This window comes from Bradyrhizobium sp. BR14999 (genome assembly GCF_056106085.1).
In genome coordinates, this window is record NZ_CM148536.1 from 724,413 (window position 1) to 750,307 (window position 25,895).

Annotated in this window: 23 protein-coding genes; 12 read left to right on the forward strand and 11 right to left on the reverse strand. The window is 64.6% G+C overall.

All coding sequences use genetic code 11. From position 1 onward, the window contains the following. Window positions 1–48 precede the first annotated feature (48 nt). From ACR9YP_RS03405 to ACR9YP_RS03420, 4 genes are all read right to left on the reverse strand, one after another. Window positions 49–1,266, reverse strand: coding sequence for a substrate-binding protein (locus tag ACR9YP_RS03405; RefSeq protein ID WP_474219018.1), 1,218 nt, complete (start codon window positions 1,264–1,266; stop codon window positions 49–51). Between the two features lie 4 nt (window positions 1,267–1,270). Beyond that, window positions 1,271–2,128 (reverse strand): branched-chain amino acid ABC transporter permease, encoded by an 858-nt coding sequence (locus tag ACR9YP_RS03410; RefSeq protein WP_128940348.1) that lies wholly within the window; start codon window positions 2,126–2,128, stop codon window positions 1,271–1,273. A 138-nt stretch (window positions 2,129–2,266) separates the two neighbouring features. Further along, the gene (locus ACR9YP_RS03415) at window positions 2,267–3,781 is read right to left on the reverse strand and encodes an amidase (protein WP_438104032.1); all 1,515 of its coding nucleotides are present in this window, start codon (window positions 3,779–3,781) and stop codon (window positions 2,267–2,269) included. A 167-nt stretch (window positions 3,782–3,948) separates the two neighbouring features. Further along, window positions 3,949–5,136 carry a substrate-binding domain-containing protein gene (locus ACR9YP_RS03420; protein ID WP_438104030.1) on the reverse strand — a complete coding sequence of 396 codons (1,188 nt, stop codon included), beginning with the start codon at window positions 5,134–5,136 and terminating at the stop codon, window positions 3,949–3,951. Between the two features lie 179 nt (window positions 5,137–5,315). Between ACR9YP_RS03420 and ACR9YP_RS03425 the strand changes: the two genes are divergently transcribed. After that, entirely contained in the window at window positions 5,316–5,759 is a 444-nt protein-coding gene (locus ACR9YP_RS03425) for a MarR family winged helix-turn-helix transcriptional regulator (protein ID WP_128930249.1), read from the forward strand. A 357-nt stretch (window positions 5,760–6,116) separates the two neighbouring features. Here the strand turns inward: ACR9YP_RS03425 and secA are convergent, their stop codons facing one another. After that, window positions 6,117–8,957: a preprotein translocase subunit SecA gene (gene secA, locus ACR9YP_RS03430; protein WP_438104029.1), complete on the reverse strand. Its 2,841-nt coding sequence runs from the start codon at window positions 8,955–8,957 to the stop codon at window positions 6,117–6,119. Between the two features lie 354 nt (window positions 8,958–9,311). Between secA and ACR9YP_RS03435 the strand changes: the two genes are divergently transcribed. From ACR9YP_RS03435 to mutT, 3 genes are all read left to right on the forward strand, one after another. Beyond that, complete coding sequence (locus tag ACR9YP_RS03435; protein WP_130215850.1) at window positions 9,312–10,235, forward strand: peptidylprolyl isomerase; 924 nt, start codon at window positions 9,312–9,314, stop codon at window positions 10,233–10,235. Between the two features lie 285 nt (window positions 10,236–10,520). Further along, window positions 10,521–11,762, forward strand: a complete 1,242-nt coding sequence (gene argJ, locus ACR9YP_RS03440; protein ID WP_438104027.1) for a bifunctional glutamate N-acetyltransferase/amino-acid acetyltransferase ArgJ — start codon at window positions 10,521–10,523, stop codon at window positions 11,760–11,762. A 6-nt stretch (window positions 11,763–11,768) separates the two neighbouring features. Then, entirely contained in the window at window positions 11,769–12,179 is a 411-nt protein-coding gene (mutT, locus tag ACR9YP_RS03445; RefSeq protein WP_438104026.1) for an 8-oxo-dGTP diphosphatase MutT, read from the forward strand. Between the two features lie 38 nt (window positions 12,180–12,217). On the opposite strand, the gene ACR9YP_RS03450 is transcribed toward mutT, so the two are convergent. Further along, on the reverse strand, window positions 12,218–13,066 hold the full coding sequence (locus ACR9YP_RS03450) for a methyltransferase domain-containing protein (RefSeq protein ID WP_438104024.1): 849 nt from the start codon (window positions 13,064–13,066) through the stop codon (window positions 12,218–12,220). A 144-nt stretch (window positions 13,067–13,210) separates the two neighbouring features. Between ACR9YP_RS03450 and ACR9YP_RS03455 the strand changes: the two genes are divergently transcribed. Genes ACR9YP_RS03455 through ACR9YP_RS03470 form a run of 4 tightly spaced genes read left to right on the forward strand, consistent with a single transcriptional unit; the run spans window position 13,211 to window position 15,691 of the window. Beyond that, window positions 13,211–14,008 (forward strand): ComF family protein, encoded by a 798-nt coding sequence (locus tag ACR9YP_RS03455; protein WP_438104022.1) that lies wholly within the window; start codon window positions 13,211–13,213, stop codon window positions 14,006–14,008. A 47-nt stretch (window positions 14,009–14,055) separates the two neighbouring features. After that, on the forward strand, window positions 14,056–14,331 hold the full coding sequence (gene grxC, locus ACR9YP_RS03460; RefSeq protein ID WP_091898955.1) for a glutaredoxin 3: 276 nt from the start codon (window positions 14,056–14,058) through the stop codon (window positions 14,329–14,331). Continuing rightward, window positions 14,328–15,206, forward strand: coding sequence for a carbon-nitrogen hydrolase family protein (locus tag ACR9YP_RS03465; RefSeq protein WP_091898954.1), 879 nt, complete (start codon window positions 14,328–14,330; stop codon window positions 15,204–15,206). The genes grxC and ACR9YP_RS03465 overlap by 4 nt, the downstream gene beginning before the upstream one ends. Then, window positions 15,203–15,691, forward strand: a complete 489-nt coding sequence (locus tag ACR9YP_RS03470; protein WP_128930256.1) for a DUF1178 family protein — start codon at window positions 15,203–15,205, stop codon at window positions 15,689–15,691. The genes ACR9YP_RS03465 and ACR9YP_RS03470 overlap by 4 nt, the downstream gene beginning before the upstream one ends. Here the strand turns inward: ACR9YP_RS03470 and ACR9YP_RS03475 are convergent. From ACR9YP_RS03475 to ACR9YP_RS03490, 4 genes are all read right to left on the reverse strand, one after another. Then, entirely contained in the window at window positions 15,688–16,587 is a 900-nt protein-coding gene (locus ACR9YP_RS03475) for an EamA family transporter (RefSeq protein WP_370990100.1), read from the reverse strand. The genes ACR9YP_RS03470 and ACR9YP_RS03475 overlap by 4 nt on opposite strands. A gap of 123 nt (window positions 16,588–16,710) precedes the next feature. Further along, entirely contained in the window at window positions 16,711–18,000 is a 1,290-nt protein-coding gene (locus ACR9YP_RS03480; RefSeq protein ID WP_438103448.1) for an IS4 family transposase, read from the reverse strand. Between the two features lie 351 nt (window positions 18,001–18,351). After that, window positions 18,352–19,119, reverse strand: a complete 768-nt coding sequence (ubiG, locus tag ACR9YP_RS03485) for a bifunctional 2-polyprenyl-6-hydroxyphenol methylase/3-demethylubiquinol 3-O-methyltransferase UbiG (protein WP_438104018.1) — start codon at window positions 19,117–19,119, stop codon at window positions 18,352–18,354. A gap of 14 nt (window positions 19,120–19,133) precedes the next feature. After that, entirely contained in the window at window positions 19,134–19,601 is a 468-nt protein-coding gene (locus tag ACR9YP_RS03490; RefSeq protein ID WP_370990102.1) for a PH domain-containing protein, read from the reverse strand. 153 nt (window positions 19,602–19,754) lie between these two features. Here ACR9YP_RS03490 and ACR9YP_RS03495 point away from each other — a divergent pair, with 153 nt between their 5' ends. Further along, window positions 19,755–21,011: an aspartate kinase gene (locus tag ACR9YP_RS03495; RefSeq protein WP_438104016.1), complete on the forward strand. Its 1,257-nt coding sequence runs from the start codon at window positions 19,755–19,757 to the stop codon at window positions 21,009–21,011. Here the strand turns inward: ACR9YP_RS03495 and ACR9YP_RS03500 are convergent. Beyond that, window positions 21,008–21,235 (reverse strand): hypothetical protein, encoded by a 228-nt coding sequence (locus tag ACR9YP_RS03500; protein ID WP_438104015.1) that lies wholly within the window; start codon window positions 21,233–21,235, stop codon window positions 21,008–21,010. The two genes, ACR9YP_RS03495 and ACR9YP_RS03500, sit on opposite strands and share 4 nt — an antisense overlap. A 44-nt stretch (window positions 21,236–21,279) precedes the next feature. On the opposite strand from ACR9YP_RS03500, the gene ptsP reads away from it, so the two are divergent. The 3 genes from ptsP to prmC are packed head-to-tail and all read left to right on the forward strand — an operon-like array spanning window position 21,280 to window position 25,576. Then, window positions 21,280–23,547, forward strand: a complete 2,268-nt coding sequence (ptsP, locus tag ACR9YP_RS03505) for a phosphoenolpyruvate--protein phosphotransferase (RefSeq protein WP_438104013.1) — start codon at window positions 21,280–21,282, stop codon at window positions 23,545–23,547. 58 nt (window positions 23,548–23,605) lie between these two features. Continuing rightward, window positions 23,606–24,691: a peptide chain release factor 1 gene (gene prfA / locus ACR9YP_RS03510; RefSeq protein WP_438104012.1), complete on the forward strand. Its 1,086-nt coding sequence runs from the start codon at window positions 23,606–23,608 to the stop codon at window positions 24,689–24,691. Between the two features lie 3 nt (window positions 24,692–24,694). Further along, entirely contained in the window at window positions 24,695–25,576 is an 882-nt protein-coding gene (gene prmC, locus ACR9YP_RS03515; RefSeq protein ID WP_438104010.1) for a peptide chain release factor N(5)-glutamine methyltransferase, read from the forward strand. Window positions 25,577–25,895: the final 319 nt, after the last annotated feature.

A 25,895-nucleotide genomic window follows, 5' to 3' on the forward strand; every position in this document is an offset into this window, starting at 1 on the left:
CGCATCTCGCGATGCGATCCGACCTCTCCCTACGGGAGAGGTGAAGATTCAGCATTCCTTGGGATCGACGAGCCCGCTGCTGCGGGCGACGATCTCATAGTTTCCGCCCTTGGCGACCGCGGTGTACATCTTCATCTTGCAGTGCCGCTTGCCTGGCACCATCTCGGCAGGTCCGCCGGGACCTTCGGCGATCTTGGCGTGGTCGAGCGCGGCGGCTACCGACTCGCGGTCGATCTTGCCGGCCTCCTTGACCGCGGCTTCCCACAGCTTGAGGCCGCGATAAGTGCCGGTGGCGGCGCTGCCGGCGGCGAACAGGAAGTTGCCCGGGAAATCCTTCTCATAGGCCGCCTGGATCTTTGCGTCGAACGGGTTCTCCTTGGTCAGCACCTTGAAATAGTCGAGACAGCTGGCGAGGCCCTCGATCTCGGCGGCCTGATTGATGTTGAGCGTGTTCTCGTCATAGTAGACGCAGGCGAGGCGCCCGCCGTTCTTGAGGAAGCCGGCTTCATAAAGCTGCTTGAAGAACGGGCCGACGCCCGGCGGAATGACGGTGTTGAAGACGACGTCGACCTTGTTGGAGATGATGCGGTTCACGGTTGCAGAGAAGTCGATCTGGTCGAGCGGGTAATATTCCTCGAACACGACCTCGCCGCCATTGGCCTCGATCACCTTGCGGGCATAGATGTTGAGCGTGTGCGGCCAGACATAGTTGGCGCTCGGCAGCGCGAACTTCTTGCCGCCGTTCTTGATCAGCCAGGGGATGAACTCGTCGCATTGCTGCGCCGGCGTCGGGCCGGTGCAGAACAGGTAGGGCGTGCACTCCTTGCCCTCGTAAAGCTGCGGATAGATGTAGAGCGTCTTGCCGCGCGCCACGATCGGATCCTTGATCGCGTTGCGCATCGAGGAGGTGATACCGCCGAGCACCATGTCGACCTTGTCGCGCTGGATCAGTTTTCGCACGTTGCCGACCGCGACGGATTCGTTCGAGGCGGTGTCCTCGATGTAGAGCTCGAGCGGCCGGCCGAGCAGGCCGCCGGCGGCGTTGATCTCCTTGATCACCATCTTGGCGACGTTGGCGTCGGCATTGCCGGCATAGGCGATCGGGCCGGTGAGGTCGGTGGCGATGCCGACCTTGATCGGGGCTTCGGCCGCATTGGCCCAGGGCGCCGGGATCACCCAGCTGCCGACGCCGGTCGCGACCGCACCGGACGCAAAGGCGAAATTGGAGAGGAAGCGGCGTCGTGAAAGCTGAGTACGATCGAGCATGTGACTAAACCCCTTTTCCAGCGATGAGGCCCTGCGGGCGGAATTTGATGAAGACAATGGCGAGCACGAAGACGAGCACGTCGGCGACGACGGGCGCCATCACCCAGGGCAGCGCCGCGCTGAGCGTGCCGATGACGCCGGCGCCTGCGACCGGTCCGATGAAGGAGCCGACGCCGCCGACCATGACCGCGACAAAACCCTGGATCAGGAAGCGCAGGCCGAGGTCGGCAAACAGGCTGAACACCGGCACGATCAGCGCACCGGCAAGGCCGGCCAGCGCTGCGCCAAACGCAAACGTGGCGCCGTAGATCAGTGGCGTGGAGATGCCCGACGCGCGCGCCAGCGACGGATTCTCCAGCGTCGCCCTCACGCGCAAGCCAAAACTCGTGCGCGACAGCAGCAGATAGCAGCCACCCATCACCAAGAGCGTGATGACGATGATGGTGAAGCGCCAGGCCGAGATGTGCATGGCGCCGATGTCGATGGAGCCGCCGATAGGTTCGGGCACGGTGAGATAGAAGCCGCCGATCAGACCGCGCACGGATTCGCGGATGATGAGGCCGAGCGCATAGGTGCCGAGCATGGCGACGATGGGCGCGGCGTAGAAGCGGCGGATGATCAGCGCCTCCAGCACGAAGCCGAGCGCGCCGACCACGAAGGGCGCGGCAGCCATGCCGGCCCAGATCGGCAATCCCTTGGCGTAGGCGAGATAGGTGATGTAGGCCCCGAGCAGGACAAACTCGCCCTGCGCGAAGTTGAAGATACCCATCATGCTGGCGATGATCCCGAGCCCCAGCACGATCAGGACGATGATCGCGCCGAAGCTCAGGATCTCGAACGCCGCGACGAACGCGTTAGCCATGCGCCGGAGCCTTTCCCGCTCCGATGGAATCGGAACGGGGCTCTGGATTCTTGTTTTGACGCGTTTTCTTGACGCGAACCGGTATCCACTTCGCTCGAAAACGCTCTGGCGCTCCGTTCGCCTGCATCGAAGCCTCGCTCACATCTTCTTCCAGTCGCCGATCTGCTCGAAGGCATGGGCGGCACGGTAGATCGTGGCTTCCTCGAACATGCGGCCGACCAGCATCAGGCCGACCGGCAGGCCGTCGACCATGCCGCAGGGCAGCGACATCGCGGGATGATGGGTGATGTCGAATGGCGCGGTGTTGGAGATCATCTCGAGCGCGCGGGCAACGTAATCCTCGCGGCTGGCATTGGGGGCCGGCAGCGGCGTCGCCTTCATCGGCGTGGTCGGCATCAGCAGCAGATCGTAATCCCCGAACGCTTTGTCGTAGGCCGCGGTCAGCCGTCGCGAGATGTTGAGCGCCTTGCCGTAGAAGCGTGGGCCGAAATTGTTGTTGATGTAGGTGCCGAGCATCATGAACAATTTCGTGGTCTCGGACAGCGAATCGGCCTGCCGGCGCCAGCCGCGATGAAAGTCCATCAGCGAGGTCGAATAGAGATCGCCGCGGCTGAGGCCGTAGCCGTCGCCGAACATCATGGTCTGGGTCAGGCCTTCGGTGCCGATCGGGGTCCAGATCGCGCCGCCCAGGAGGTGCATCGGGATCGACACCGTTTCGATGCTGGCTCCGAGATCCCCGAAGCGTTTCGCCGCCTCGCGCACGCTCTCATTTACCGCGGCCTCTGCACCCGGCTGCTCAAAGCCTTCCTTGACGATGCCGATCTTCATGCCCTTGACGCCCTGGCCGAGCGCTTTGGTGTATTCCTCGACCTTCGGCGCCTTGATGCGGGGATCGTAGCCGTCGTCGCCGGCGAGCACTTCGAGCAGCAGCGCATTGTCGGCGACCGTCGCAGTCATCGGGCCGGTATGATCGACGTAGATCTCGATCGGCATGATCCCGGTATAGGGCACGAGGCCCCAGGTCGGCTTCATTCCGTAGATGCCGCAGAACGATGACGGCATGCGGATCGAGCCGCCCTGATCGCCGCCGATCGCCATGTCGACCTCGCCGAGCGCGACCACGACGCCCGAGCCTGACGACGAGCCGCCGGCCGAGTAACCCATCTTGTGCGGATTGTGCACCGGCCCGTAGGAGCCGGTGTGGCTGCCGCCGGACAGGCAGAAATGCTCGCAATGGGTTTTACCGACGATCTCGGCGCCGGCATCGAGCATGCGCGTGACGATGGTGGCGTCGAAATCGGGCACATAGCCTTCCAGCGTCGACGAGCCGTTGGTCATGGGCACGCCGGCCAGCATGATGTTGTCTTTCAGCGCGACTGTCTTGCCCTTGAGCTTGCCGCTGGCGGCGCCCTTCACGGTCGACTTGCGATACCAGGCATTGCGGGGGTTCTCTTCGGCTGAGGGCCGATAGCCCGGCGTGCGGGGATATTTCACCTCCGGCACCTCGTCTGGCATCGTGGCCACGAGATTGTAGGCCTCGATCGAGCCCTGCATCAGGCCGCGGAACGAGGCGACGTCGTCGTCGGTCAGCGAAAGGCCGCACTGCTCGGCGACGCTGCGAAGTTGGGCTGGCGTGGGAAGGACAACTGTCACGGCGCTCTCCTCAAAGGCTTCTTGATCCCTGGCGTGGACGGAAGCCGCTTGGGCACCGCGCCTGCACAGCGCGGAGCCGACCGGCTTCACCTCGATATTACAGACGGAAATATTTTCCTTTTCAAGTATTATTTCGAAGATCCGCGTCGGCCAATGGACAATCTCGCTCAGACCGGCTTGATCAGCTTGAAGTCGAGACCGTCAGCCTCGGCGAGATACATCTGCATGCGGGCGTGACCGTTGCGAACGGTGACCGGGCCACGCGCGCCGCCATAAACGACGTTGCGCCCCGCCGCGAGCATGGGAGCCATGGACAGCGAACCTGCCTTGTTCGCGACGGCTTCGAGGAAACGCAGGCCTTCGTAAGTGGACTGGCCAAGCGAGCCAATCGGCGGAGCGTTCGGTCCGAACATCGTGCGATAGCGGCTCTGGAAGTCGTCGTTGGCCCGCGAGCCGATGCCGGGGAAATAGCCAGAGGCGCAGAACATGTTCTCGCTGTTGTCGGCGCCGATGCCGAGCAGCACCGTCTCGTCCATCGCGCCCGCGAGCCGCAGCGTCGTCGCGGCAAGCCCGCATTCGCCGAAGGCACGGTTAAAGGTGATGCTGTCGGTGCCGATCAGCGAGATCAGCACGACATCGGGCTTCGTGGCGCGGATGCGCGCCAGATGCGGCTCGTGATTATCTTCGCCGAGGGGGACGAACTCCTCACCGACGACCTGCCCGCCGGTCTCCTTGATGTAGTTCTTCACGGCGCGATGCGATTGCCAGGGCCAGACATAGTCGCTGCCGATCAGGTACCAGCGCGACGCCTTCTTGACGTCAGCGAGCCAGTGGATCGAGGGCCGGCTCTGCCAGCGCGGCGTCTCGCCGATCGCCATCACGCCCGGCGTGCGCTCGCCACCCTCGTAGACCGGCGTGTAGATGTAGGGGATGCGATGACGCGTGGTGACGTCGCGCAAGCCGACACGGATCGCACTGGTGTGCAGCCCGACGATGAGATCGACCTCGTCGAATGCGATCGCCTGCTCGGCGCGGTTCAGCACCTCGTCAAGCGGCCCGCCGGCGTCGTAAATGGAAAGCTCGATTTCGCGCCCGAGGATGCCGCCGCGCTTGTTGATCTCGGCGACGGCGAGCTTGGCACTGTTGGTCGCACAGGGGCCCCAGACCCCGGGCGAGCCGGTGCAGCAGATGAAGCCGCCGACCCGCAGCTTGTTCGCGCCGCGCCGCCGGAAGAAGGCTTGATCCCTGGGCGACAAGACACCATCAGCCGCCGATGACGACGACAGATTCCTGAACAGCAAGGACGGCGGCAACGCCGGGCCGCCGTGAGCCGGGAAGTTTACCGTCGCGCGCACGCCAACTCCTGTCTGGGACCAGACCTGAAAGCACATTGAGCAGGCGGCCGCGGCTTCCGCCCTTTTGTTGGGCAATGATCCTATTTTGAAAATATTGAATATTCAACAATTGAAGTGCATATAGATGCAGCATTGATTGCAAGACATTCACTCATTTGGGTCAAGACGAAGTCTTAGCCGTGGCAAAACCGTCGAAAGAAAACTCCCCGATCACCGAACACCTCGCCTACCTGCTCGCGCAAGCCAACCGCGAAATCAACCGGCAGCTCGAACTGCGGTTGAGCAAGGAGGGCGTGCCGGTCGAGCAATGGCGCATCTTGAAAGTGCTGTCGGATGGCAACGGCCATTCGATGGGCGAGCTTGCTGATGCCGTGCTGCTCAACCATCCGACATTGACCAAGATGATCGACCGCATGGTCTCGGACACGTTGGTCTACCGCGTGCAGGACCCCAACGACCGCCGCAAGGTGCTGATGTTCATCTCCGACCGCGGCAAGGTGCTGAGCAAGAAGCTCAACTCGCTCGCGGTGGACCAGGAGGAGCACATCCTGGAGAGCTACGGCGACAAGTCGACCAGCGAATTAAAGCGGCTCTTGGAGAGCTTGATCGACAGCTCGAATTGAGGGGTGAGTAAGTTCGGCTTCTCAAAGCACGTCGTCCTGGACAAGCGAGCAGAGCCGAGCGCTGATCCAGGACCCATTACCACCGCATTTGGTTTGGCGAAGACTCGCGGTTGCCGGCGTCGCGCCGCGACTTCCCCCTGTGGTAATGGGTCCTGGCTTTCGCCAGGACGACGGTGGGGTGAGAGCTGAGCGCGACGCACTCAACTGTCATCGCCCGATTTAATCGGGCGATCCAGTATTCCAGAGAAAGCTGTGATTGAGCCGAGGGGCTGCGGCGTACTGGGTCGCCCGGTCAAACCGGGCGACGACGGCGGGGAGTGAGGCGCTGACGTCGCGCCTCACAAATACATTCAAGCCTTACGCATACTTGCCGTGGCAGTGCTTGAACTTCTTGCCCGAGCCGCACGGGCAGTCCTCGTTGCGGCCGACCTTGCCCCAGCTGGCCGGGTTCTTGGGATCGCGAAGGGCGGCGTCGGTGGCCTGGGCGCCGAGCGTGACGCTGGCGAGCGCCATCTCGTCTTCGCCGGTGTTCGGGTCGAACTTGTGCGCCTCCATCGCCGGCAGGATGGGAGCTTCCTGCTCTGGCGGGACGATCTCGACCCGCATCAGCTGCGCCGTCACGGCCTCGCGCAGATGCGCGCTCATCTCCTGGAAGAGGTTGAAGGCCTCGGTCTTGTACTCCTGCAACGGATCGCGCTGGCCGTAACCGCGCAGGCCGATGACCTGGCGCAGATGATCCAGCATGATCAGATGCTCGCGCCAGAGATGATCGAGCGTCTGCAAGAGAATGGTCTTCTCGACGTAACGCATCACGTCGGGACCCCATTGCGCGACCTTGGCCGCCATGTGCTCGTCGGCTTTGGTCTCGATGCGGGTCAGCAGCTCCTCGTCGGCGATGCCCTCTTCCTTAGCCCATTCGTCGACCGGCAGGTCGAGATCGAGCACACGCTTCAATTCATCCTTCAGCCCGGCGACGTCCCACTGCTCGGCATAGGCGTGCTCGGGCACGTGCTTGGCGACGAGATCGTCGATGAAGGCGTGGCGCATGTCGGCGATGGTCTCGGCGACGCTCTCGTCCCTCATCAACTCGACGCGCTGATCGAAGATCACCTTGCGCTGGTCGTTCTGGACGTTGTCGAACTTGAGGAGGTTCTTGCGGATGTCGAAGTTGCGCGCCTCGACCTTCTGCTGCGCCTTCTCGAGCGCCTTGTTGATCCAGGGATGGATGATTGCCTCGCCCTCTTGCAGGCCGAGACGCTGGAGCATGCTGTCGAGACGGTCCGAGCCGAAGATGCGCATCAGGTCGTCTTCGAGCGATAGGAAGAACTTCGACCGGCCGGGGTCGCCCTGACGGCCGGAACGGCCGCGCAGCTGATTGTCAATGCGGCGGGATTCATGCCGCTCGGAGCCGATGATGTAGAGGCCGCCGGGCTTGTTCACGGTCTTGGCGGGCTTGCTCCCCTTCGCCGGCTCGATCTCGACGGTCTCCTCGGCCTTCAGCACGATGTCGCGGAAATGCGCGATGTCGGCCTTGATCTGCTCGATCTTCTTGGCCTTCTCGGCCTCGTCCTCGATGCCGGTGGTCTCCTGCTGGATGCGCATCTCCAGCGAGCCGCCGAGCTTGATGTCGGTGCCGCGGCCGGCCATGTTGGTCGCGATCGTGATTGCGCCGGGCACGCCGGCTTCGGCGACGATATAGGCTTCCTGCTCGTGGAAGCGCGCGTTCAGCACCGCGAACAGCTTTGCCGGCTTGCCGGCGCGGGCCGCGGCATAGAGCTTGTCGAGCGCATTGTCCTTGCCGAAGTCGATCTGCTTGTAGCCGTTCTTCTTGAGGAATTCGGCGAGCACTTCCGACTTTTCGATCGACGCCGTACCGACCAGCACCGGCTGGAGCCGCGAATTGGCACGCTCGATCTCGGCGAGGATCGCGCCGTATTTTTCCTGCTGGGTGCGGTAGACCTCGTCGTCCTCGTCGAGACGCGCGATCGGCAGGTTGGTCGGAATCTCCACGACCTCGAGCTTGTAGATGTCGAACAATTCGTCCGCTTCGGTCGCGGCCGTGCCGGTCATGCCCGCAAGCTTCTCGTACATGCGGAAGTAGTTCTGGAAGGTGATCGAGGCCAGCGTCTGGTTCTCGGGCTGGACCTGGACGTGCTCCTTGGCCTCCAGGGCCTGGTGCAGGCCTTCCGAATAGCGGCGGCCCGGCATCATGCGGCCGGTGAACTCGTCGATGATGACGACCTCGTTGTCGCGGACGATGTAGTCCTTGTCGCGCGTGAACAGCGTGTGGGCGCGCAGCGCCTGGTTGATGTGGTGCACGACGGAGACGTTCTCGACGTCGTAGAGCGACTCGCCCTTGAGCTGGCCGGCATCGCGCAGCAGGGTCTCGATCTTCTCCATGCCGGCTTCGGTCAGCGTCACCGTGCGCTGCTTCTCGTCGACCTCGTAATCGGTCTTGTCGAGCTTGGGCAGGAAGCTGTCGATGGTGTTGTAGAAGTCGGAGCGGTCGTCGAGCGGACCGGAGATGATCAGCGGCGTGCGCGCTTCGTCGATCAGGATGGAGTCGACTTCGTCGACGATGGCGAAGAAGTGCGGCCGCTGGACCATGTCCTCGAGCCGGTACTTCATGTTGTCACGCAAATAATCGAAGCCGTATTCGTTGTTGGTGCCGTAGGTGATGTCGCAGGCATAGGCCGCCTTGCGCTCGGCATCGTCGAGGCCGTGCACGATCACGCCGGTGGTCATGCCGAGGAAGCCGTAGATCTGACCCATCCAGCCGGAGTCGCGGCGGGCGAGATAGTCGTTGACGGTGACGACGTGGACGCCCTTGCCGGCGAGCGCGTTGAGGTAGACCGCGAGCGTTGCGACCAGCGTTTTGCCTTCGCCGGTCTTCATCTCGGCGATGTCGCCCTCGTGCAGCACCATGCCGCCGATCAGCTGGACGTCGAAATGGCGTTGGCCGAGCGTGCGCTTGGCCGCCTCGCGCACCGTGGCGAAGGCGGGCACCAGGAGGTCGTCGAGGGTCTTGCCTTCGGCGATCTGCTTCTTGAACTCGGCGGTGCGGGCCTTGAGCGCCTCGTCGGAGAGTTTCGAGACTTCGGGCTCCAGCGCGTTGATCGCGTTGACGCGGGACTGATATCCCTTCACCCGCCGGTCGTTGGCGGAGCCGAAAAACTTGCGGGCGAGCGCGCCGATCATGCCTAGTTCCTGTGTTCGCGATTTAACCGCGTTGCAGCCAAGAAGTTGTCACCCGCCTGCCTATTCAACTCACCGTGACGCCGATGGCGCCTTCAGCCCGGACTGCGGGGGTCGTCCGCCATATGGGTGGGAATTGAGCAAGTCTGGGTTCAACGGCCAAAAACGCAGCAAAATAAACGCCATCGCCATGGACGCGACCGGGCCAGAGATATGGCCGGCCCCTAGCCTTGTCAACGGCGGCCGCATTGCGGCTAATTCATCATTTTGACAGACTTTTCGCGTTGCCAAGCCCCCCTGATTGGGCGAGTGTCCGCCCCGCTCGAGCAGCCCCCTGCTTCAACATAAGGATTTTCCATGACCACCTCGTTCCCGGTAACCACCGGCCAGCGTTTCCGCCATGCGTCCGCTCTGGCCGGCTGCCTCGCTCTGGCGCTGTCCCTGGCGTTCGCCGGGCCGCTCCGCGCCGCCGACGATCCGGTGCTGGCGAAGGTCAATGGCGCGGAAATCAAGAAGAGCGACGTCGCCATGGCCGAGGAAGAACTCGGACCGAGCCTCGCCCAGATGGACCCGGCGACCAAGGACGAGAACGTCCTGTCGTTCCTGATCGACATGAAGATCGTCAGCAAGGCTGCCGAGGACAAGAAGGTCGCCGACAGCGAGGAGTTCAAGAAGCGCCTGGCGTTCGCCCGCAACCGCCTCCTGATGGACAGCCTGCTCGCGGGCGAGGGCAAGGCCGCCACCACCCCCGACGCCATGAAGAAGGTCTATGAGGAGGCCTCCAAGCAGATCACCGGCGAGCAGGAGGTGCGCGCCCGCCACATCCTGGTCGAGACCGAGGACGAGGCCAAGGCGGTGAAGGCCGAGCTCGACAAGGGCGCCGATTTCGCCGATCTCGCCAAGAAGAAGTCCAAGGATCCGGGCTCCGCCGATGGCGGCGACCTCGGCTTCTTCACCAAGGAGCAGATGGTGCCGGAATTCTCAGCCGTCGCCTTCGCGCTCGAGCCGGGCAAGATCTCCGACCCCGTGAAGTCGCAGTTCGGCTGGCACGTCATCAAGGTCGAGGAAAAGCGTAACCGCAAGGCGCCGGACTTCGAGCAGGTCAAGGCCCAGATCGAGAACTACGTCACCCGCAAGGCCCAGGCCGAGTATGTCGCCAAGCTCCGCGCCGAAGCCAAGGTCGAGCGGCTGGACCAGCCGGCGGATGCGGCAAAGGACGCCAAGCCGGCCGATGCGGCCAAGCCGTCCGACAGCAAGATGGCGCCGCCTGCGAAGAAGTAAGCCGAAGACATTTTCGACGTCGCGATGGCCGGGCATGTCCCGGCCATTTGCGTTTTTGGTGTGGACAGGCGCGGCAAATACAACGGTCGTCCTGGCGAAAGCCAGGACCCATTACCACCGTCATCAATTGTTCACGAAGGCAATCGCCATCGCGCAAACCGATACTTGCTGCGGCGTATGGGTCCTGGCCTTCGCCAGGACGACACTGTGTATGCGGCGCGCCTCTCCCAATCCGCCGAGTGAGATGATAGGAAGCGCCTCCCGCCCCGTTATCGGAAGCCCGCGATGTCCTCCTCCGTCTCTCCCCTCGCCCCGAAACACGTTCCCGATATGCCCGTGATCGCGGGCGTCCGTCTTGCGACCGCCGAGGCCGGCATCCGCTACAAGAACCGCACCGACGTGCTGCTGGCGGTGATGGACAAGGGCACGGCCGTGGCCGGCGTCTTCACCAAGTCGAAATGCCCGTCCGCGCCGGTCGAATGGTGCCGCGCCAAATTGAAGGGCGGCAAGGCCCGCGCCCTCGTCGTCAATTCCGGCAACGCCAACGCCTTCACCGGCAAGACCGGCCGCGCATCCACGGCACTGACCGCGAAGATCGCGGCCAAGGCTGTTGGGTGCAGCGAGAGTGAGATCTTCCTCGCCTCGACCGGCGTGATCGGCGAGCCGCTGGACGCGACCAAGTTCGACGGCGTGCTGGGCCGTCTCGCTGAGACCGCTGAGCCCGGCGATTATCTCGCCGCGGCCAAGGCAATCATGACCACCGACACCTTCCCGAAGGTCGCGACCGCGACCGTGAAGCTCGGCAAGGCCAAGGTCACCATCAACGGCATGGCCAAGGGCGCCGGCATGATTGCGCCCGATATGGCGACCATGCTGTCCTTCATCTTCACCGACGCGCCGATCGCGCCCGCCGCGCTGCAAGCCCTGCTCAAGAGCGGCGTCGAGGACACCTTCAACGCCGTGACGATCGATGGCGATACCTCGACCTCGGACACGCTGCTCGCCTTCGCAACGGGCGCCGCCGCCGCGCATGGTGCGCCAAAGATCAGCCGCGCCAGCGACCCGCGCCTGAAGGCCTTCGTCAAGGCATTCAACCAGGTGCTCGCCAATTTGTCCGAGCAGGTGGCCCGCGACGGCGAAGGCGCGCGCAAGCTGGTCGAGATCACCGTCGAGGGCGCCAAGACCAAGGCTTCGGCGCGCAAGATCGCGATGTCGATCGCCAACTCGCCGCTGGTCAAGACCGCGATCGCCGGCGAGGACGCCAATTGGGGCCGCGTGGTGATGGCGGTCGGCAAGGCCGGCGAGCCGGCCGATCGTGACAAGCTCTCGATCTCCTTCAACGGTATCCGCGTCGCCAAGAGCGGCGCGCGCGATCCGTCCTATGACGAAGCCCAGGTGTCGGAGGCGATGAAGGCGCCGGAGATCGCGATCAAGGTCGCGCTCGGCCTCGGCAAGGGCCGCGACCGCGTCATGACCTGCGACCTCACCAAGGAATATGTCGCGATCAACGGGGATTACAGGTCGTAAGGCAGCATGGCCGATCTCAAGCTCACATTGGTGGTGGCCTGCGCGCTGATCGACGCCGACAAGCGCGTCCTGATCGCGCAACGCCCCGAGGGCAAGGCGCTGGCCGGCCTCTGGGAATTCCCGGGCGGCAAGCTCGAGCTGGGCGAGCGGCCCGAGCAGAGCCTGATTCGCGAGCTCCACGAGGAGCTCGGCATCACGGTCGCCGAGCCGTGCCTGGCCCCGCTGACCTTTGCGAGCTACGGCTACGAGACCTTCCACCTGTTGATGCCGCTCTACATCTGCCGGCGCTGGGAGGGGCAGGTCACGGCGCGCGAAGGCCAAAACCTCGCCTGGGTCCGCGCCAACAAACTGCGCGACTACCCGATGCCGCCCGCGGACATCCCGCTGATCCCGCATTTGATTGATTTGTTGATGTGAGCAGTGTCCCGGACGCTGCGCTGCGTCCGGGACACACGTCACTCTTTCCCCGCCTTCTTCACCGCCTCGGCCAGGCTCGCTTTCGCCGACCCCGGCTTGAGCGGCTGCTGCTGGCTCGCATGCGGGGCCCAGCCGGAGAGCCAGATGATATCGAACGTCGCACGGATGCGGCCGTCGGCATCGGCGAAGCGCTCGGCATAGATCTCGGCCATCCGCAGCAGCGTCGCGCGACGGCTCGGCACGCGCCGCCGCTCGATCAGCACATTGGCCGCACCCATGCGGCGGAGATCCTGCATCAGCGCAAACGCATTGGCATAACGCACCACGACCCGGTCGACGTCGGTGACCGGCAGCGCAAAGCCCGCCCGCTGCAACAGCGCGCCGATATCGCGCAAGTCCGCGAACGGCGCGACGCGCGGCGACACGCCGCCTTCGCATTCGGCTTCGGCGGCCGCAAACGCCTGACGCAGCTCGGTCAGGCTGTCGCCGCCGATCATGGCGGCGAGCAGCAACCCGTCCGGCTTCAAGGCGCGGCGCACCTGCGCGAGCACACCCGGCAAGTCGTTGACGAATTGCAGCGCCAAAGCCGAGACGATGAGGTCGAGACTTTCGGGTGCAAAGGGAAGCTTCTCCGAACCCGCGGCATCGAGCGCGATGTGCTCGATGGCCGGTAGCCTCGTGCGCAGTCCTGCGAGCCCTTCACCGGGCGTCCAAAGATCGGCCGGTGCCTGGAATTCCCGCATCACCGCGGCCAGCCGGTCGGACATGTCCTCGGCGACACGATCGAGCAGGAAGGCCACCGGACCTTGCGCCTGCGCGCGACCCTGCCGCGCGTGCAACAAAGCGCGATCGAACAGGGCGGGAGGGGATTGCGGAGCTTGAGCCATGCCGCTGGTTACGCCGATCCAAGTCGTTCTGGCAATCTCCCCTCTGGTGTCCCGGACGCGGTGCGGCACGCAGTGACGCTCCGCTGCGTCCGGGGCATGAGAGTGCTGCTTGAGCGGATAAGCACGGAACGCTAGCCTTCCCTCATGGCCGCCGAACCCGCCCCCGCCCGATCCATCGCCGCCCCTCTGCGTGCTGCCTGGACGGCTGGCCGCCAGGCGCTGTCGCGCGCGGCGCGGCTTGCCCTCGACATCGCACTGCCGACGCAGTGTGTGTCCTGCCATGAGCCGGTCGACGGCGAGGGCGTTTGCGCTTCCTGCTGGGCGCGGCTGTCGTTCATTGAACGACCTTATTGCCCGCGGCTCGGCATTCCCTTTGTGTATGACCCCGGTCCCGACATGCTGTCGATGGAGGCGATCGCGAGCCCGCCGGCCTACCAGCGCGCGCGAGCGGCGGTGCGTTATGACGACGTCGCGCGCACGCTGGTGCATGCGCTGAAATACCAGGACCGCACCGATTTGGCGCCCGCCATGGGCCGCTGGATGGCGCGCGCCGGCGGCGAGCTGCTCTCTGGCGCAGACATGCTGATCCCCGTTCCCCTGCATTGGCGGCGGGCCTGGCGGCGCCGCTACAACCAGTCCGGGGCGCTGGCGCGGATCATCGCGCGGCAGAGCGGCGTCGAGGTCCGGGGCGAGGTATTGCGGCGGGTGCGCGCCACCGAGCAACAGATCGGCCTGTCGCGGGCCCAGCGCGCCACCAATGTGCAGGGCGCGTTCCAGGTATCCCCCGACCGTCAGCCCGAGATTCAGGGCCGCCGCATCGTCCTGGTCGACGATGTCTTGACATCGGGCGCCACGTTGGACGCCTGCGCGCGGGCTCTGCTGCGCGCCAAGGCCGCCCAGGTCGACGTGCTGGTCTTTGCCCGGGTTGTGGAGACCCGGTAAAGTCCCATATAATTCAACGAATTCATGACATGAGAGCGCCAGACGAGATGACTGCTGCCATCGAGATCTACACGAGGCCGGGCTGCGGCTATTGTTCCGCCGCCAAGTCGCTGTTGAGCCGCAAGAAGGCGACCTTCACCGAGTTCGACATTGCCAAGAACCCGTCCTGGCGCCAGGACATGTACGGCCGCGCCGGCGAAGGCTCGACATTCCCGCAGATCTGGATCGGTGGAACCCATGTCGGAGGCTGCGACGAGCTCTACGCGCTCGACCGCGAAGGCAAGCTCGACGGCATGCTCGACAGTATCAAGGCCGTCTCATGAGCGAGGATCGGACCTTCACCGCCGCCATGGTGCAGATGCGCACCGGCCTAATGCCCGGGCCGAGCCTTGAGCAGGCTACCAAGCTGATCCGGCAGGCGGCTGCGGACGGCGCGGACTACGTGCAGACGCCCGAAGTCAGCAACATGATGCAGCTGAACCGCAAGGCATTGTTCGAGCATCTTCAGAGCGAAGAAGACGACACCTCTCTGAAGGCATATCGGGCCCTCGCAGCGGAACTCGGAATCCATATTCATGTCGGCTCGCTCGCGCTCCGATTCTCGCCTGAGAAGGCGGTCAATCGCTCCTTCCTGATCGGGCCCGAGGGCAACGTGCTCGCGAGCTACGACAAGATCCACATGTTCGACATCGAGCTGCCGGACGGCGAGAGCTATCGCGAATCCGCCAATTACCAGCCGGGCGAGACCGCCGTGATCTCCGACCTGCCCTGGGGCCGCGTCGGTCTGACGATCTGCTACGATGTCCGTTTCCCCGCGCTCTACCGCGCGCTCGCCGAGAGCGGCGCGTCCTTCATCACCGTGCCCTCGGCCTTCACCCGCAAGACCGGGGAAGCGCATTGGCACGTGCTGCTGCGTTCGCGCGCGATCGAGACCGGCTGCTTCATCTTCGCCGCGGCGCAGGCCGGCCTGCACGAGAACAAGCGCGAGACCTACGGCCACTCCCTGATCATCGACCCCTGGGGCGAGATCCTCGCCGAGGGCGGCGTCGAGCCCGGCGTCATCATGGCCAAGATCGACCCGGCCAAGGTCGAGACGGCGCGCCGGGCGATTCCCTCGCTCCAGCACGGCCGCCGCTTCGGCGTCGCCGATGCCAAAGCCGGGCCGGACCATCTGCATCTCGTACGGGGATCGGCATGATCCGCTACGCACTGCACTGCGACCGGAACCACGCTTTCGAAAGCTGGTTTCAGAGTTCGTCCGCGTACGATTCACAGGTGAAGCGCAAGCTCGTGACCTGCCCGATCTGCGGCTCGGCCAAGGTCGACAAGGCGATCATGGCCCCGCGCATTGTCGGCAAGAAGGGGCGCGGCCGCGCTACGCCGCCAGCGGAGGCCACGGCGAGCGCCACGCCTGCGCCCGAGGCTGCGCCGTCAGGACCGACCTCGCTGCTGATGGCGCAGGAGAAAGAGCTGCGCACGAAGCTCAAGGAGCTGCGCGACCACATCGTCAAGAATGCCGACAATGTCGGCGAGCGCTTCGCCAACGAAGCCCGCGCCATGCACTACGGCGACAAGGAGCACCGTCCGATCTATGGCGAGGCCTCGCCCGACGAAGCCAAGTCGCTGATCGACGAAGGCATCGAGGTGTCACCGCTGCCGGTGCTGCCGGAAGACCGGAACTAAACCCCTACCAGCACAGCCACGCCGACCACGATCAACGCGATGCCTGCAAGCTCGCGCGGCGCGATCGGCTGCTTGAACGAGTAATAAGCCACGGCTTGCGCGAACAGCACCTCGATCAAAGCGAGCGTGCGGACATTGGCGGCGGCCGTGAGCGCGAACGCCAGGAACCAGAATTGCGAGGCGAAGGCGCCCGTGAAGCCCGCGAGCATCGACGGCCGCCACAATCCGAGGATTCCCCGCAACACGTCTGGCGCGCGCCAGAGCAGATAGATCGTCAGCACCAGCGTCTGCACGAACAGGCCGAGCACCAGCGTGAACGACGAGGCTGTCACGAACGACACGCCCGGAACCGTGATGATGGCGCCGCGAAAGCCGACCGCGGAGAGCGCGAAGGCCGCCGCGGCGACGAGCCCCGTGATGGTCGGCTTCAATTCCGCAAAGCTCTTCTCGCCGCCGGGCCGCAGCGCAGTGATGACAACGCCGACGGTCGCGATCACGATCGCCAGCACCTTCAGCCAGGTCAGGTGATCGCCGAGGAACACGAAGCCGAAGATCGCGGTCTGGATCGCTTCGGTCTTGAGGTAGGCCGTCGTCACCACGAAGGAGCGGTCATTCATGGCGAGCAGCATCAGCCCGGTGGCGACGATCTGGCTGAGTGCGCCGAGCAAGAGCCACGGCCAGAACACGATCGGCGGCATGCCGACATGATCGCCGGTGGCGACCAGCACCACCGCGAGAAACAGCAGCGAGAACGGGAAGCCGAACAGGAAGCGGATGTTGGTCGCGCCCCAGGTCCCCAGCGGCTTCGTCAGCGACCGCTGCATCGCATTGCGCGCGACTTGCCCGAGCGCGGCAATGATCGTGAAGGGAATCCAGAGGCTGGCTATGGTGAACATGGGGGGATGGGGGGCTACGGGAGTGTTGGTGCAAACTGCCGGGGACGCGGCAACAGGTCAATCATGCGCGCGTCATAGGAGCGATGCTCTCGCGACAAACTCGCTGTCGTCCCGGCGAAGGCCCTAGGGCATGCACATATCTCTGAGGCTCCATCCTGCTGCGACGGCGTGGAAGTATTCGAGGCCGTTCTTGAAGGTGATCGGGCCCGGCGGCTTGGACGATGGGTAGCCGTCCCAGCCGCCGAGGCGACCAATGATCCAGGCGGCCCAAGCGAGGCTATCGGGCGGATGTGGGTTCTTTAATCGCTTGCTCCCGGCTTCGAGTTGACGGTTGAGGGCGGTGAGCACGTTAATTTGGCCGTTGTCGAAGGCAGCGAGAATGGGTTGGCGACTGCCATTGCGGGCCTGCAGAAGTTGGATTGTGATGACGGCCGCCTTAGCGGCAATCGCGACCAGCTTGAGAAGGCGATCGGCGGTTCCGATCTGGCTGTCTTCGAGCTTGAAGCCTTGTGTCTTCAGGATGCGGAAGAACTGCTCGATGATCCAGCGTTGCTTGTACCATTGGACGATGCGCCAGGCGTCCTCGATGCCGGTAACCTCGTGAGAGGTGAGAAGCCGCCAGTGCAGCGGCTCTACCCCGGTTTCGGCATTGATCTCGCGCACATCGACCACCGCCAATGGCAAGCTTTCCGGCAGATGGCGCAGGAACTTACTCTGTGGGCGGGCGAGCTCGATTGCGCCAAAGCGAAGTTCGAGGTGAGCCAGGCGGGCGGGCCGCGCGGCGCGCGCAGGCAATTGGATCGCACGCCGATCCACCGCGGCCATGGCATCGCTGACCTCATACAAGCCGCTGCGGTCGGCAAGCTTGCGATCATGCATGCTGCGCGCGATGACGTGGAAGTGTTGCTCGGCCGAGCTGGCATAAAGGGCAAAAATATCGCTCTCGCGGTCACCCAGCACCGTCACCGCTGTGGCCTTGGTGAGGAGCGGCTTGGCCGCCATGGCAGTGGATATCCAGCGCTGCGATTCCTTGTCCGATAACTCCCGATCGTCGTGCGAGGTCGTGCGGCGACCTGTGCGCGTCCATATCTGCCCGCTCAAAAGTCCAAGACAGTTGCCGTCATCGGCATCCACAGCCAGCAGCGGATGCAGCAGCACGCCGTGGTTATTGCCTTTGCCGATTTCTCCGAGCCCGCGCCGGCGTTGCGGTGTGGTGTTGAAGTGGATCTCGCTGGTGTCCTGGATGGCCAGCACGTGGCGGCCCTCTACCGCAGCGACCGTGCTTTCGCTCCAGCTTTCGATGATCCGCTCCACCGTCACCTTGTCATGGCCAAGAAAGCGGTTGAACCGCACTTCCAGCGCGCGGTTCCCCCTGGAGAGCTGCCGAAGGCAGACAGTTTTGCCCACAACCATGCGTTCGACGAACGCCGCCCCCCTTTATCGAGACGACGATCCCCGAACCGGCCCAGCGTCCAGTCAATCCGTGACAACATCGCGGCACCCCGTCCAAATCATGGAGTGCCGCAATACGAATCACACAGAACTCTGATTCTGGAATCCTCCCAGGCCGATCCGAGTCAATCCGCCGCACCAGATATGTGCATGCCCTAGGGCGAAGGCCGGGACCCATAGCCACAGGATTGGATTTGGCGAAGACTCGTGGTTACCGGCCTCGCGCCGCAACTCTTCCCTGGGGTTATGGGTCCCGGCCTTCGCCGGGACGACATTGGAGTTGTGGATGCAGCGAGCCGCTTACGCGCGGCCTCACACCATCCCTTCCGCCACGACCATGTAGTTCACGTCCATGTCGGAGGAGAGGGTCCATTTGTCGGCGAAGGGGCTGTAGACGACGCCGGTCTGCTCGGTGATGACGAGGCGGTTGTCGAGCAGGTATTTTGTGAGCTCATCGGGAGTGACGAACTTGTTCCACTCGTGGGTGCCGCGCGGCAACCAGCGCAGGACGTATTCGGCGCCGACGATGGCGAGCGCGAAGCTCTTCCAGTTCCGGTTCAGCGTCGAGACCACCATCAGACCGTTCGGCTTCAGCATCGCCGCGCAGCGCTTCAGGAAGACGCCGACGTCGGTGACGTGCTCAATCACTTCCATCGCCAGCACGATGTCGAAGCGCTCACGCGGATCGATCTCTTCCACGATGGTGCAGCGGTAGTCGATCGCGAGATGGCTCTTGTCGGCGTGCAGCTTCGCGGCGGCGATGTTGCTCGCCGAAGGATCGATGCCGATGACCTGCGCCCCCAAGCGCGACAGCGGCTCGCACAGCAGGCCGGCGCCGCAGCCGATATCGAGCACGCGCAGGCCGCCGAGGCAGTTGAGGCTGCGCACATTGCGCTCGAACTTGCGGCAGGCGGCGTCACGGATGTAGCCAAGCCGCAGCGGATTGATCCGGTGCAGCGGCGCCATCTTGCCCCTGGGGTCCCACCACTCCGCCGAGAGTTTTGAGAATTTCGCGATCTCGGCGGCGTCGACGGTCGAACCCGGCGGGATGGTTGCGGAAGTATTTTGCTGCATGCTCATGGTTACGCGCGGTCCTACCGCGTGGTGATCGAACTACGGAAGGCGAGCGGCGAGGCGATGGTCTTGATCGTCTCGATTCCCTCGCCGACGCCGCGAATCGTCACGTCGCCGTAGTTGAGAATCCGTCCAAGAATGGTCTGGTCGACGTCGACGCTCTCGACCTTGTCCAGCGCCATCTCGAAGGTGCGGCGCTTGATGAACCCGGTCTTGTGCACGACCCGGAGGTTGGTGACGTCGGTTTCGGTGGTGAAGCGATGGAACCAGCCCTTGATGGTCCAATACAGGGCCGCCAGAGCCACGAGACCCGCGGCTGTAAGGCAAAGCAAAACGAGCCCGTCGGCGGTTGCCTGCCGCGACAGGATCAGCAGGGCCAACGTTACGATCCAGGCCACGATGGCCGGAAAATAGAAGATCCAGTGCGCATTGGTCGAATACAGCACCCGCTCGCCCGGTTGCAGGATCTCGTCGATATAACGCGCCATGGCCTCGGTTAACCCACTACCCCCGCACCCTGCCCCCGCAGGAACCCGCTTGCCCCCGGCCCCGCCGCTCTGTATACGCGCGGTCGGTATCCGCGAGGCACCCGTCCGGTGCGGTCACCATACTGATCCTTATGAGGGAATGCACGCGTCGTCATGAGCCGCCTCGTGATGAAATTCGGCGGCACGTCCGTCGCCAACATCGAACGTATCCGCAACGTCGCGCGCCACGTGAAGCGTGAGGTCGACGCCGGCCATGAAGTGGCCGTGGTCGTCTCGGCGATGTCCGGCAAGACCAACGAGCTGGTGGCGTGGTGCACCGAGGCCTCGCCCCTGCACGATGCGCGCGAGTACGACGCCGTCGTTGCCTCCGGCGAACAGGTGACGTCCGGCCTGCTTGCCATCGTGCTGCAGGGCATGGGCATCCAGGCCCGCTCATGGCAGGGCTGGCAGATCCCGATCAAGACCAGCGACGCCCATGCCTCGGCCCGGATCGAGGACATCGACGGCAGCGAGATCATCAAGCGCTTTAGGGAACGCAAGGAGGTCGCGGTCATCGCTGGCTTCCAGGGCATCAACCCCGAGACCGGTCGCATCACCACGCTCGGCCGTGGCGGCTCCGACACCTCGGCCGTGGCGATCGCCGCCGCCGTCAAGGCGGACCGCTGCGATATCTACACCGATGTCGACGGTGTCTACACCACCGATCCGCGAATCGTGCCGAAGGCCAAGAGGCTTGATAAGATCGCGTTCGAAGACATGCTGGAACTGGCCTCCCAGGGCGCCAAAGTGCTCCAGGTCCGCTCGGTGGAACTCGGCATGGTCCACAACATGCCGATCTTCGTCCGCTCGAGCTTCGACAAGCCCGAGGATATCGACCCGCATGCCAACCAGCCGCCCGGCACGCTGATCTGCAGCGAGGAGGAGATCATGGAAAGCCACGTCGTCACTGGTATCGCCTTCTCCAAGGACGAGGCCCAGATTTCGGTGCGCCAGGTCGAGGACAAGCCGGGCGTGGCGGCCTCGATCTTCGGCCCGCTGGCGGATGCCAACATCAACGTCGACATGATCGTGCAGAACGTCTCGGAGGACGGCAAGACCACCGACCTCACCTTCACGGTGCCGGCCGCCGACTACACCCGCGCCAAGGACACGATTACCGCCGCCAAGGCCAAGATCGGCTATGCCCGGCTCGATACCGCCACCGACGTCGCCAAGATTTCGGTGATCGGCAGTGGCATGCGCAGCCATGCCGGCGTCGCCGCCCAGGCGTTCTCGGCCCTCGCCGGACGGAATATCAACATCCGGGCCATTACAACCTCCGAGATCAAATTCTCGGTTTTGATCGACACCGCCTATACCGAGCTTGCAGTGCGCACCCTACACACGCTCTACGGCCTCGATCAGACTTAGACGAATTTTCTGTTAGCGGTCGCAGCAAACGCGAAGGTGTCCACACATTCGCGTTTGGCAGGCGTTTTGCTTGGCAAAACAAGCCCCAATTCGCTATAGGCGGACAGGGTGGGCTGCCAGATACTGTGCCCCAGTTGAGGCGATGCCGATTCGGCTCTGGCAACCACCAGGGCCGGCGCCGGACGAGCAAGCTTGTTGTTTTTCTGGATTTCCGGGCGAGCCACCGACGGCCCTTCGGGGCCCGGCAGACGGAGGAGATTGACGGTACATGCGGAGCGCGTCGGGAGGTCCCCGCGTCTTGTTGAGACGGCTCCGCGAAACCATGGCGGAGCAGGTCTCAGCCCAGGAGCGGCTGGACAAGATCGTGGTGCTGATTGCCGCCAACATGGTGGCCGAGGTGTGCTCGGTTTATGTGCTGCGCATCGACAACACGCTGGAACTCTACGCCACCGAGGGTCTCAACCGCGAGGCGGTGCACCACACCGTGCTCAGCGCCCATGAGGGCCTGGTCGGCCTCGTCGCCAGCGAGGCGACGCCGCTCAACTTAAGCGATGCGCAGAGCCACCCGGCCTTCTCGTTCCGCCCCGAGACCGGCGAAGAAATCTACCACTCCTTCCTCGGCGTGCCGATCCTGCGGGCCGGCAACACGCTCGGCGTGCTGGTGGTGCAGAACCGCGCCAAGCGGAACTATGTCGAGGAGGAGCTCGAGGCGCTCCAGACCACCGCCATGGTGCTGGCGGAGCTGATTGCCTCCGGCGAGCTGTCCGCGCTTGCCCAGCCCGGCCAGGAGCCTGCCGCGCGTCATTCCGCGCAGAAGGTCGGCGCCATCCTGTCGGAAGGCATCGCGCTCGGCCATGTCGTGCTGCACGAGCCGCGCGTGGTCATCAAGGACTACATCGCCGAGGACCTGCCGAAGGAAATCAAGCGGCTCGACACCGCGCTCGCCAAGCTGCGCGCCGATCTCGACCGCATGCTGGAGCGCGGCGACGTCGCCGACGGCGGCGAGCACCGCGACGTGCTGGAAGCCTACCGCATGTTCGCCAACGACCAGGGCTGGTCGCACAAGCTGCACGAAGCGGTCGCCACCGGCCTCACCGCGGAAGCCGCCGTCGAGCGCGTGCAGTCCGACACCCGCGCGCGCATGCTGCGCTCGACCGATCCGTATCTACGCGACCGCCTGCACGACCTGGAAGATCTCGGCTACCGCCTGATGCGGCAGCTGGTCGGCCAGGACCACGCGCCTTCACGCGAGCAATTGCCCGACAACGCCATTGTCATCGCCCGTGCGATGGGCCCGGCGGCGCTGCTCGACTACGACCGCAAGCGCCTGCGCGGCATCGTGCTGGAGGAAGGCACCGCAAATTCCCACGTTTCGATCGTGGCGCGCGCGCTCGGAATCCCTGCGGTCGGCGAAGTCCCGAACGCGCCTGGCATCGCCGATCCCGGTGACGCCATCATCGTCGACGGCACGTCGGGCTCGATCTATGTGCGCCCCTCGCAGGAAATCGAGGCCGCCTTCGCCGAGCGCGTGCGCTTCCGCGCCCGCCGCCAGGCGCAGTATCTGGCGCTGCGCGATCGGCCTTGCGTTACCAAGGACGGCCAGAAGGTCGAACTGATGATCAACGCTGGGTTGGCCATCGACCTGCCGCATATCGACGACACCGGCAGCGCCGGCATCGGCCTGTTCCGCACCGAATTGCAATTCATGGTCGGCCAGAGCCTGCCGCGCACCAGCGACCAGCTCGCGCTCTATCGCACCGTGCTGGATGCGGCCGGCAGCAAGCCCGTCACCTTCCGCACCCTCGACATCGGCGGCGACAAGGCGCTGCCCTACATGGAGGCGGTGATCGAGGAGAATCCCGCGCTCGGCTGGCGCGCGATCCGGCTCGGGCTCGATCGTCCCGGCCTGTTGCGCGGCCAGATCCGCGCGCTGTTGCGTGCCGGCGGCGGCCGCGCACTGCGCATCATGTTCCCGATGATCTCGGAGGTCGCCGAATTCGATTCGGCCAAGGCGCTGGTCGAGCGCGAGCTCACATATTTGCGCCAGCACGGCCACACGCTGCCTGAAAGAATCGACATCGGCACCATGGTCGAGGTGCCGGCCCTGCTCTACCAGCTCGACGAGCTGCTGAAGAAGGTCGACTTCATCTCGGTCGGCTCCAACGATCTGTTCCAGTTCCTATTCGCGGTCGACCGCGGCAACGCAAAAGTCTCCGAGCGCTTCGACACGATGTCGGCGCCGATCCTGCGCGCGCTGCGCGACATTGCACGCAAGTCCCATGCGGCGAAGAAGTCGCTGTCGCTCTGCGGCGAAATGGCCTCCAAGCCGATCGGCGCGCTGGCGCTGATCGCACTGGGCTATCGCTCGCTGTCGCTCTCGGCCACCGCCCTCGGCCCGGTCAAGGCGATGGTGCTCGACCTCGACGCAAAAAAGGCCGAGGCGATGCTTGGCCCGTTGCTGGACGCGCCTGCGGGCAGCGTCGCGATCCGGCAGAAGCTGACGGAATTTGCCGAGGCCGAAGGCCTGGCGTTGTAGCGAGCCTGGCGCCGCTTCCGCTCTCCTCGCCTCCGTCCGCCCATTTGAGACTGTACCGATGTCGTCACTCCCCGAAGCCAAACTGGACGTCCTGCTCGCGCATCACGCCTCACTCGAGGCCGAATCGCTGGGCCAACTCGCCTCCGACCGTTATGTGCAGATCACGCGCGAGCTCGCCGAGATCACGCCGCTGATCGAGGCGGTGAAGACCTATCGTTCCGCGGTCAGGGAGCTCGCCGATACCGAAGCCCTGATCGCCGATCCCGCGACCGATGCCGAGATGCGCGGCATGGCGGAAGCCGAGCGCGACGAGCTAACGGCCAGGATCGAGGAGCTGGTCCAGAAGATCCGCGTCGCGCTGCTGCCCAAGGACGCCATGGACGACCGCAACGTGGTGCTGGAAATCCGCGCCGGCACCGGCGGCGACGAAGCTTCGCTGTTTGCCGGCGATCTGTTCCGGATGTACGAGCGCTTCGCCGGCCTTCAGGGCTGGAAGGTCGAGGTGATCTCGGCCAGCGAAGGCACCGTCGGCGGCTACAAGGAGATCATCGCCGAGGTGCAGGGCCGCGGCGCGTTCTCCAAGCTGAAGTTCGAATCCGGCGTGCACCGGGTACAGCGCGTGCCCGATACGGAGACGCAAGGGCGCATCCACACCTCCGCGGCGACGGTCGCGGTGCTGCCGGAGGTCGAGGATGTCGACGTCGACATCAAGAACGAGGATCTGCGCATCGAGACCATGCGCGCGCAGGGCGCCGGCGGCCAGCACGTCAACAAGACCGAATCGGCGATCCGCATCACCCACATCCCGACCGGGATCGTGGTGATGATGCAGGACAGCCGCTCGCAGCACAAGAACCGCGCCTCCGCCATGAACATCCTGCGCTCGCGCATCTACGATGCCGAGCGCCAGCGCGTCGATGCCGCGCGTTCGGCCGAGCGCAAGGAGAAGGTCGGCTCCGGCGACCGCAGCGAGCGCATCCGCACCTATAACTTCCCGCAAGGGCGCGTGACCGACCATCGCATCAATCTGACGCTCTACAAGCTGCCGCAGGTGATCGCAGGGGAAGCACTCGGCGAGCTGATCGACGCGCTGACCACAGAGCACCAGGCCGCGCAGCTCGCCGCGCAGGGCGCGGCGGCCTGACGCGTGAGCAATCCCTTCACCGGACGATCGATCGAGAGCGTGCGGCGCACGCTGGCCACGCAATTGAGATCGGCCCAGCTCGACGAAGCCGAGCTCGATGCCCGCATCCTGCTTGGCGCGGCACTCGGCCTCGACCTCACTGGCCTGATCGCGCAGGCCGCCCGCCCCCTCACGGAAGCCGAGGCGTCGCGGCTCGCACAGCACCTACAGCGTCGCATCGCCGGCGAGCCGGTGGCGCGCATTCTCGGCACACGCGAATTCTGGGGGCTGCCATTTCGCCTGTCCGAAGCGACCCTGGTCCCGCGTCCCGATACCGAGACCGTGGTCGAGCTCGCACTCGAAATCCTTCGCGAGCAGAAGGCATCTCATCCACCCCGCATCGCCGACGTCGGCACCGGATCCGGCGCGATCCTGCTTGCGCTGCTGCACGAAATTCCTGATGCCTTCGGCGTCGGCACCGACCTCAGCCTGACCGCGCTCGTCACGGCCAGGGACAATGCCAGGGCTCTCGGCCTCGCCGACCGCGCCGCCTTCGTCGCCTGCTCCTATGCGGCGGCGCTCTCGGGCCCGTTCGATCTCATCGTGTCGAACCCGCCCTATATTCCCTCGGCCGAAATCCCGAAATTGAGCATCGAGGTGCGCGAGCACGATCCGCATCTGGCACTCGACGGTGGCAATGACGGATACGACGCCTATCGCGCCCTGATCCCGCAGGCGAGCGAACGCCTCGCCCCCGGGGGCGCGCTGATCGTCGAGGCCGGACAGGGCCAGGCCCGAAATATTGAAACCTTGATGGCGGCTGCCGCGTTAGTGCCGGACAGGCCACCCAAGGCCGATCTGGCGGGCATTCCGCGGGCCGTTTCGGCCCGAAAAATGCCCCCATAAAAGCCGGATTGGCCTGTAAAAACCTCTTGGAATATCGCGTGGGAACGACTACGTTTCGGTCAACACATCGGTGCCGGCCCCGTAGACCTACGGGCGAAAGCCGGGCTCTCGGGCGAGAGCTTTACTTATTATAGGTTCCAAGCCGCAGGTCCTGTTGAGCGCGATGGCCAGTGGAGCTGCGCTGCTCTCCGACCGCAACGTGAACGAAAGCCTATTGCGCTTGAAGACTTACGCAAGAAAGCTGGGCCTGTTTCGGCAGGCGATATGAATGGGTTCGCTGGCAATGAATGCTGGCGGGTGGGGAACGCGTCTTTGTTGA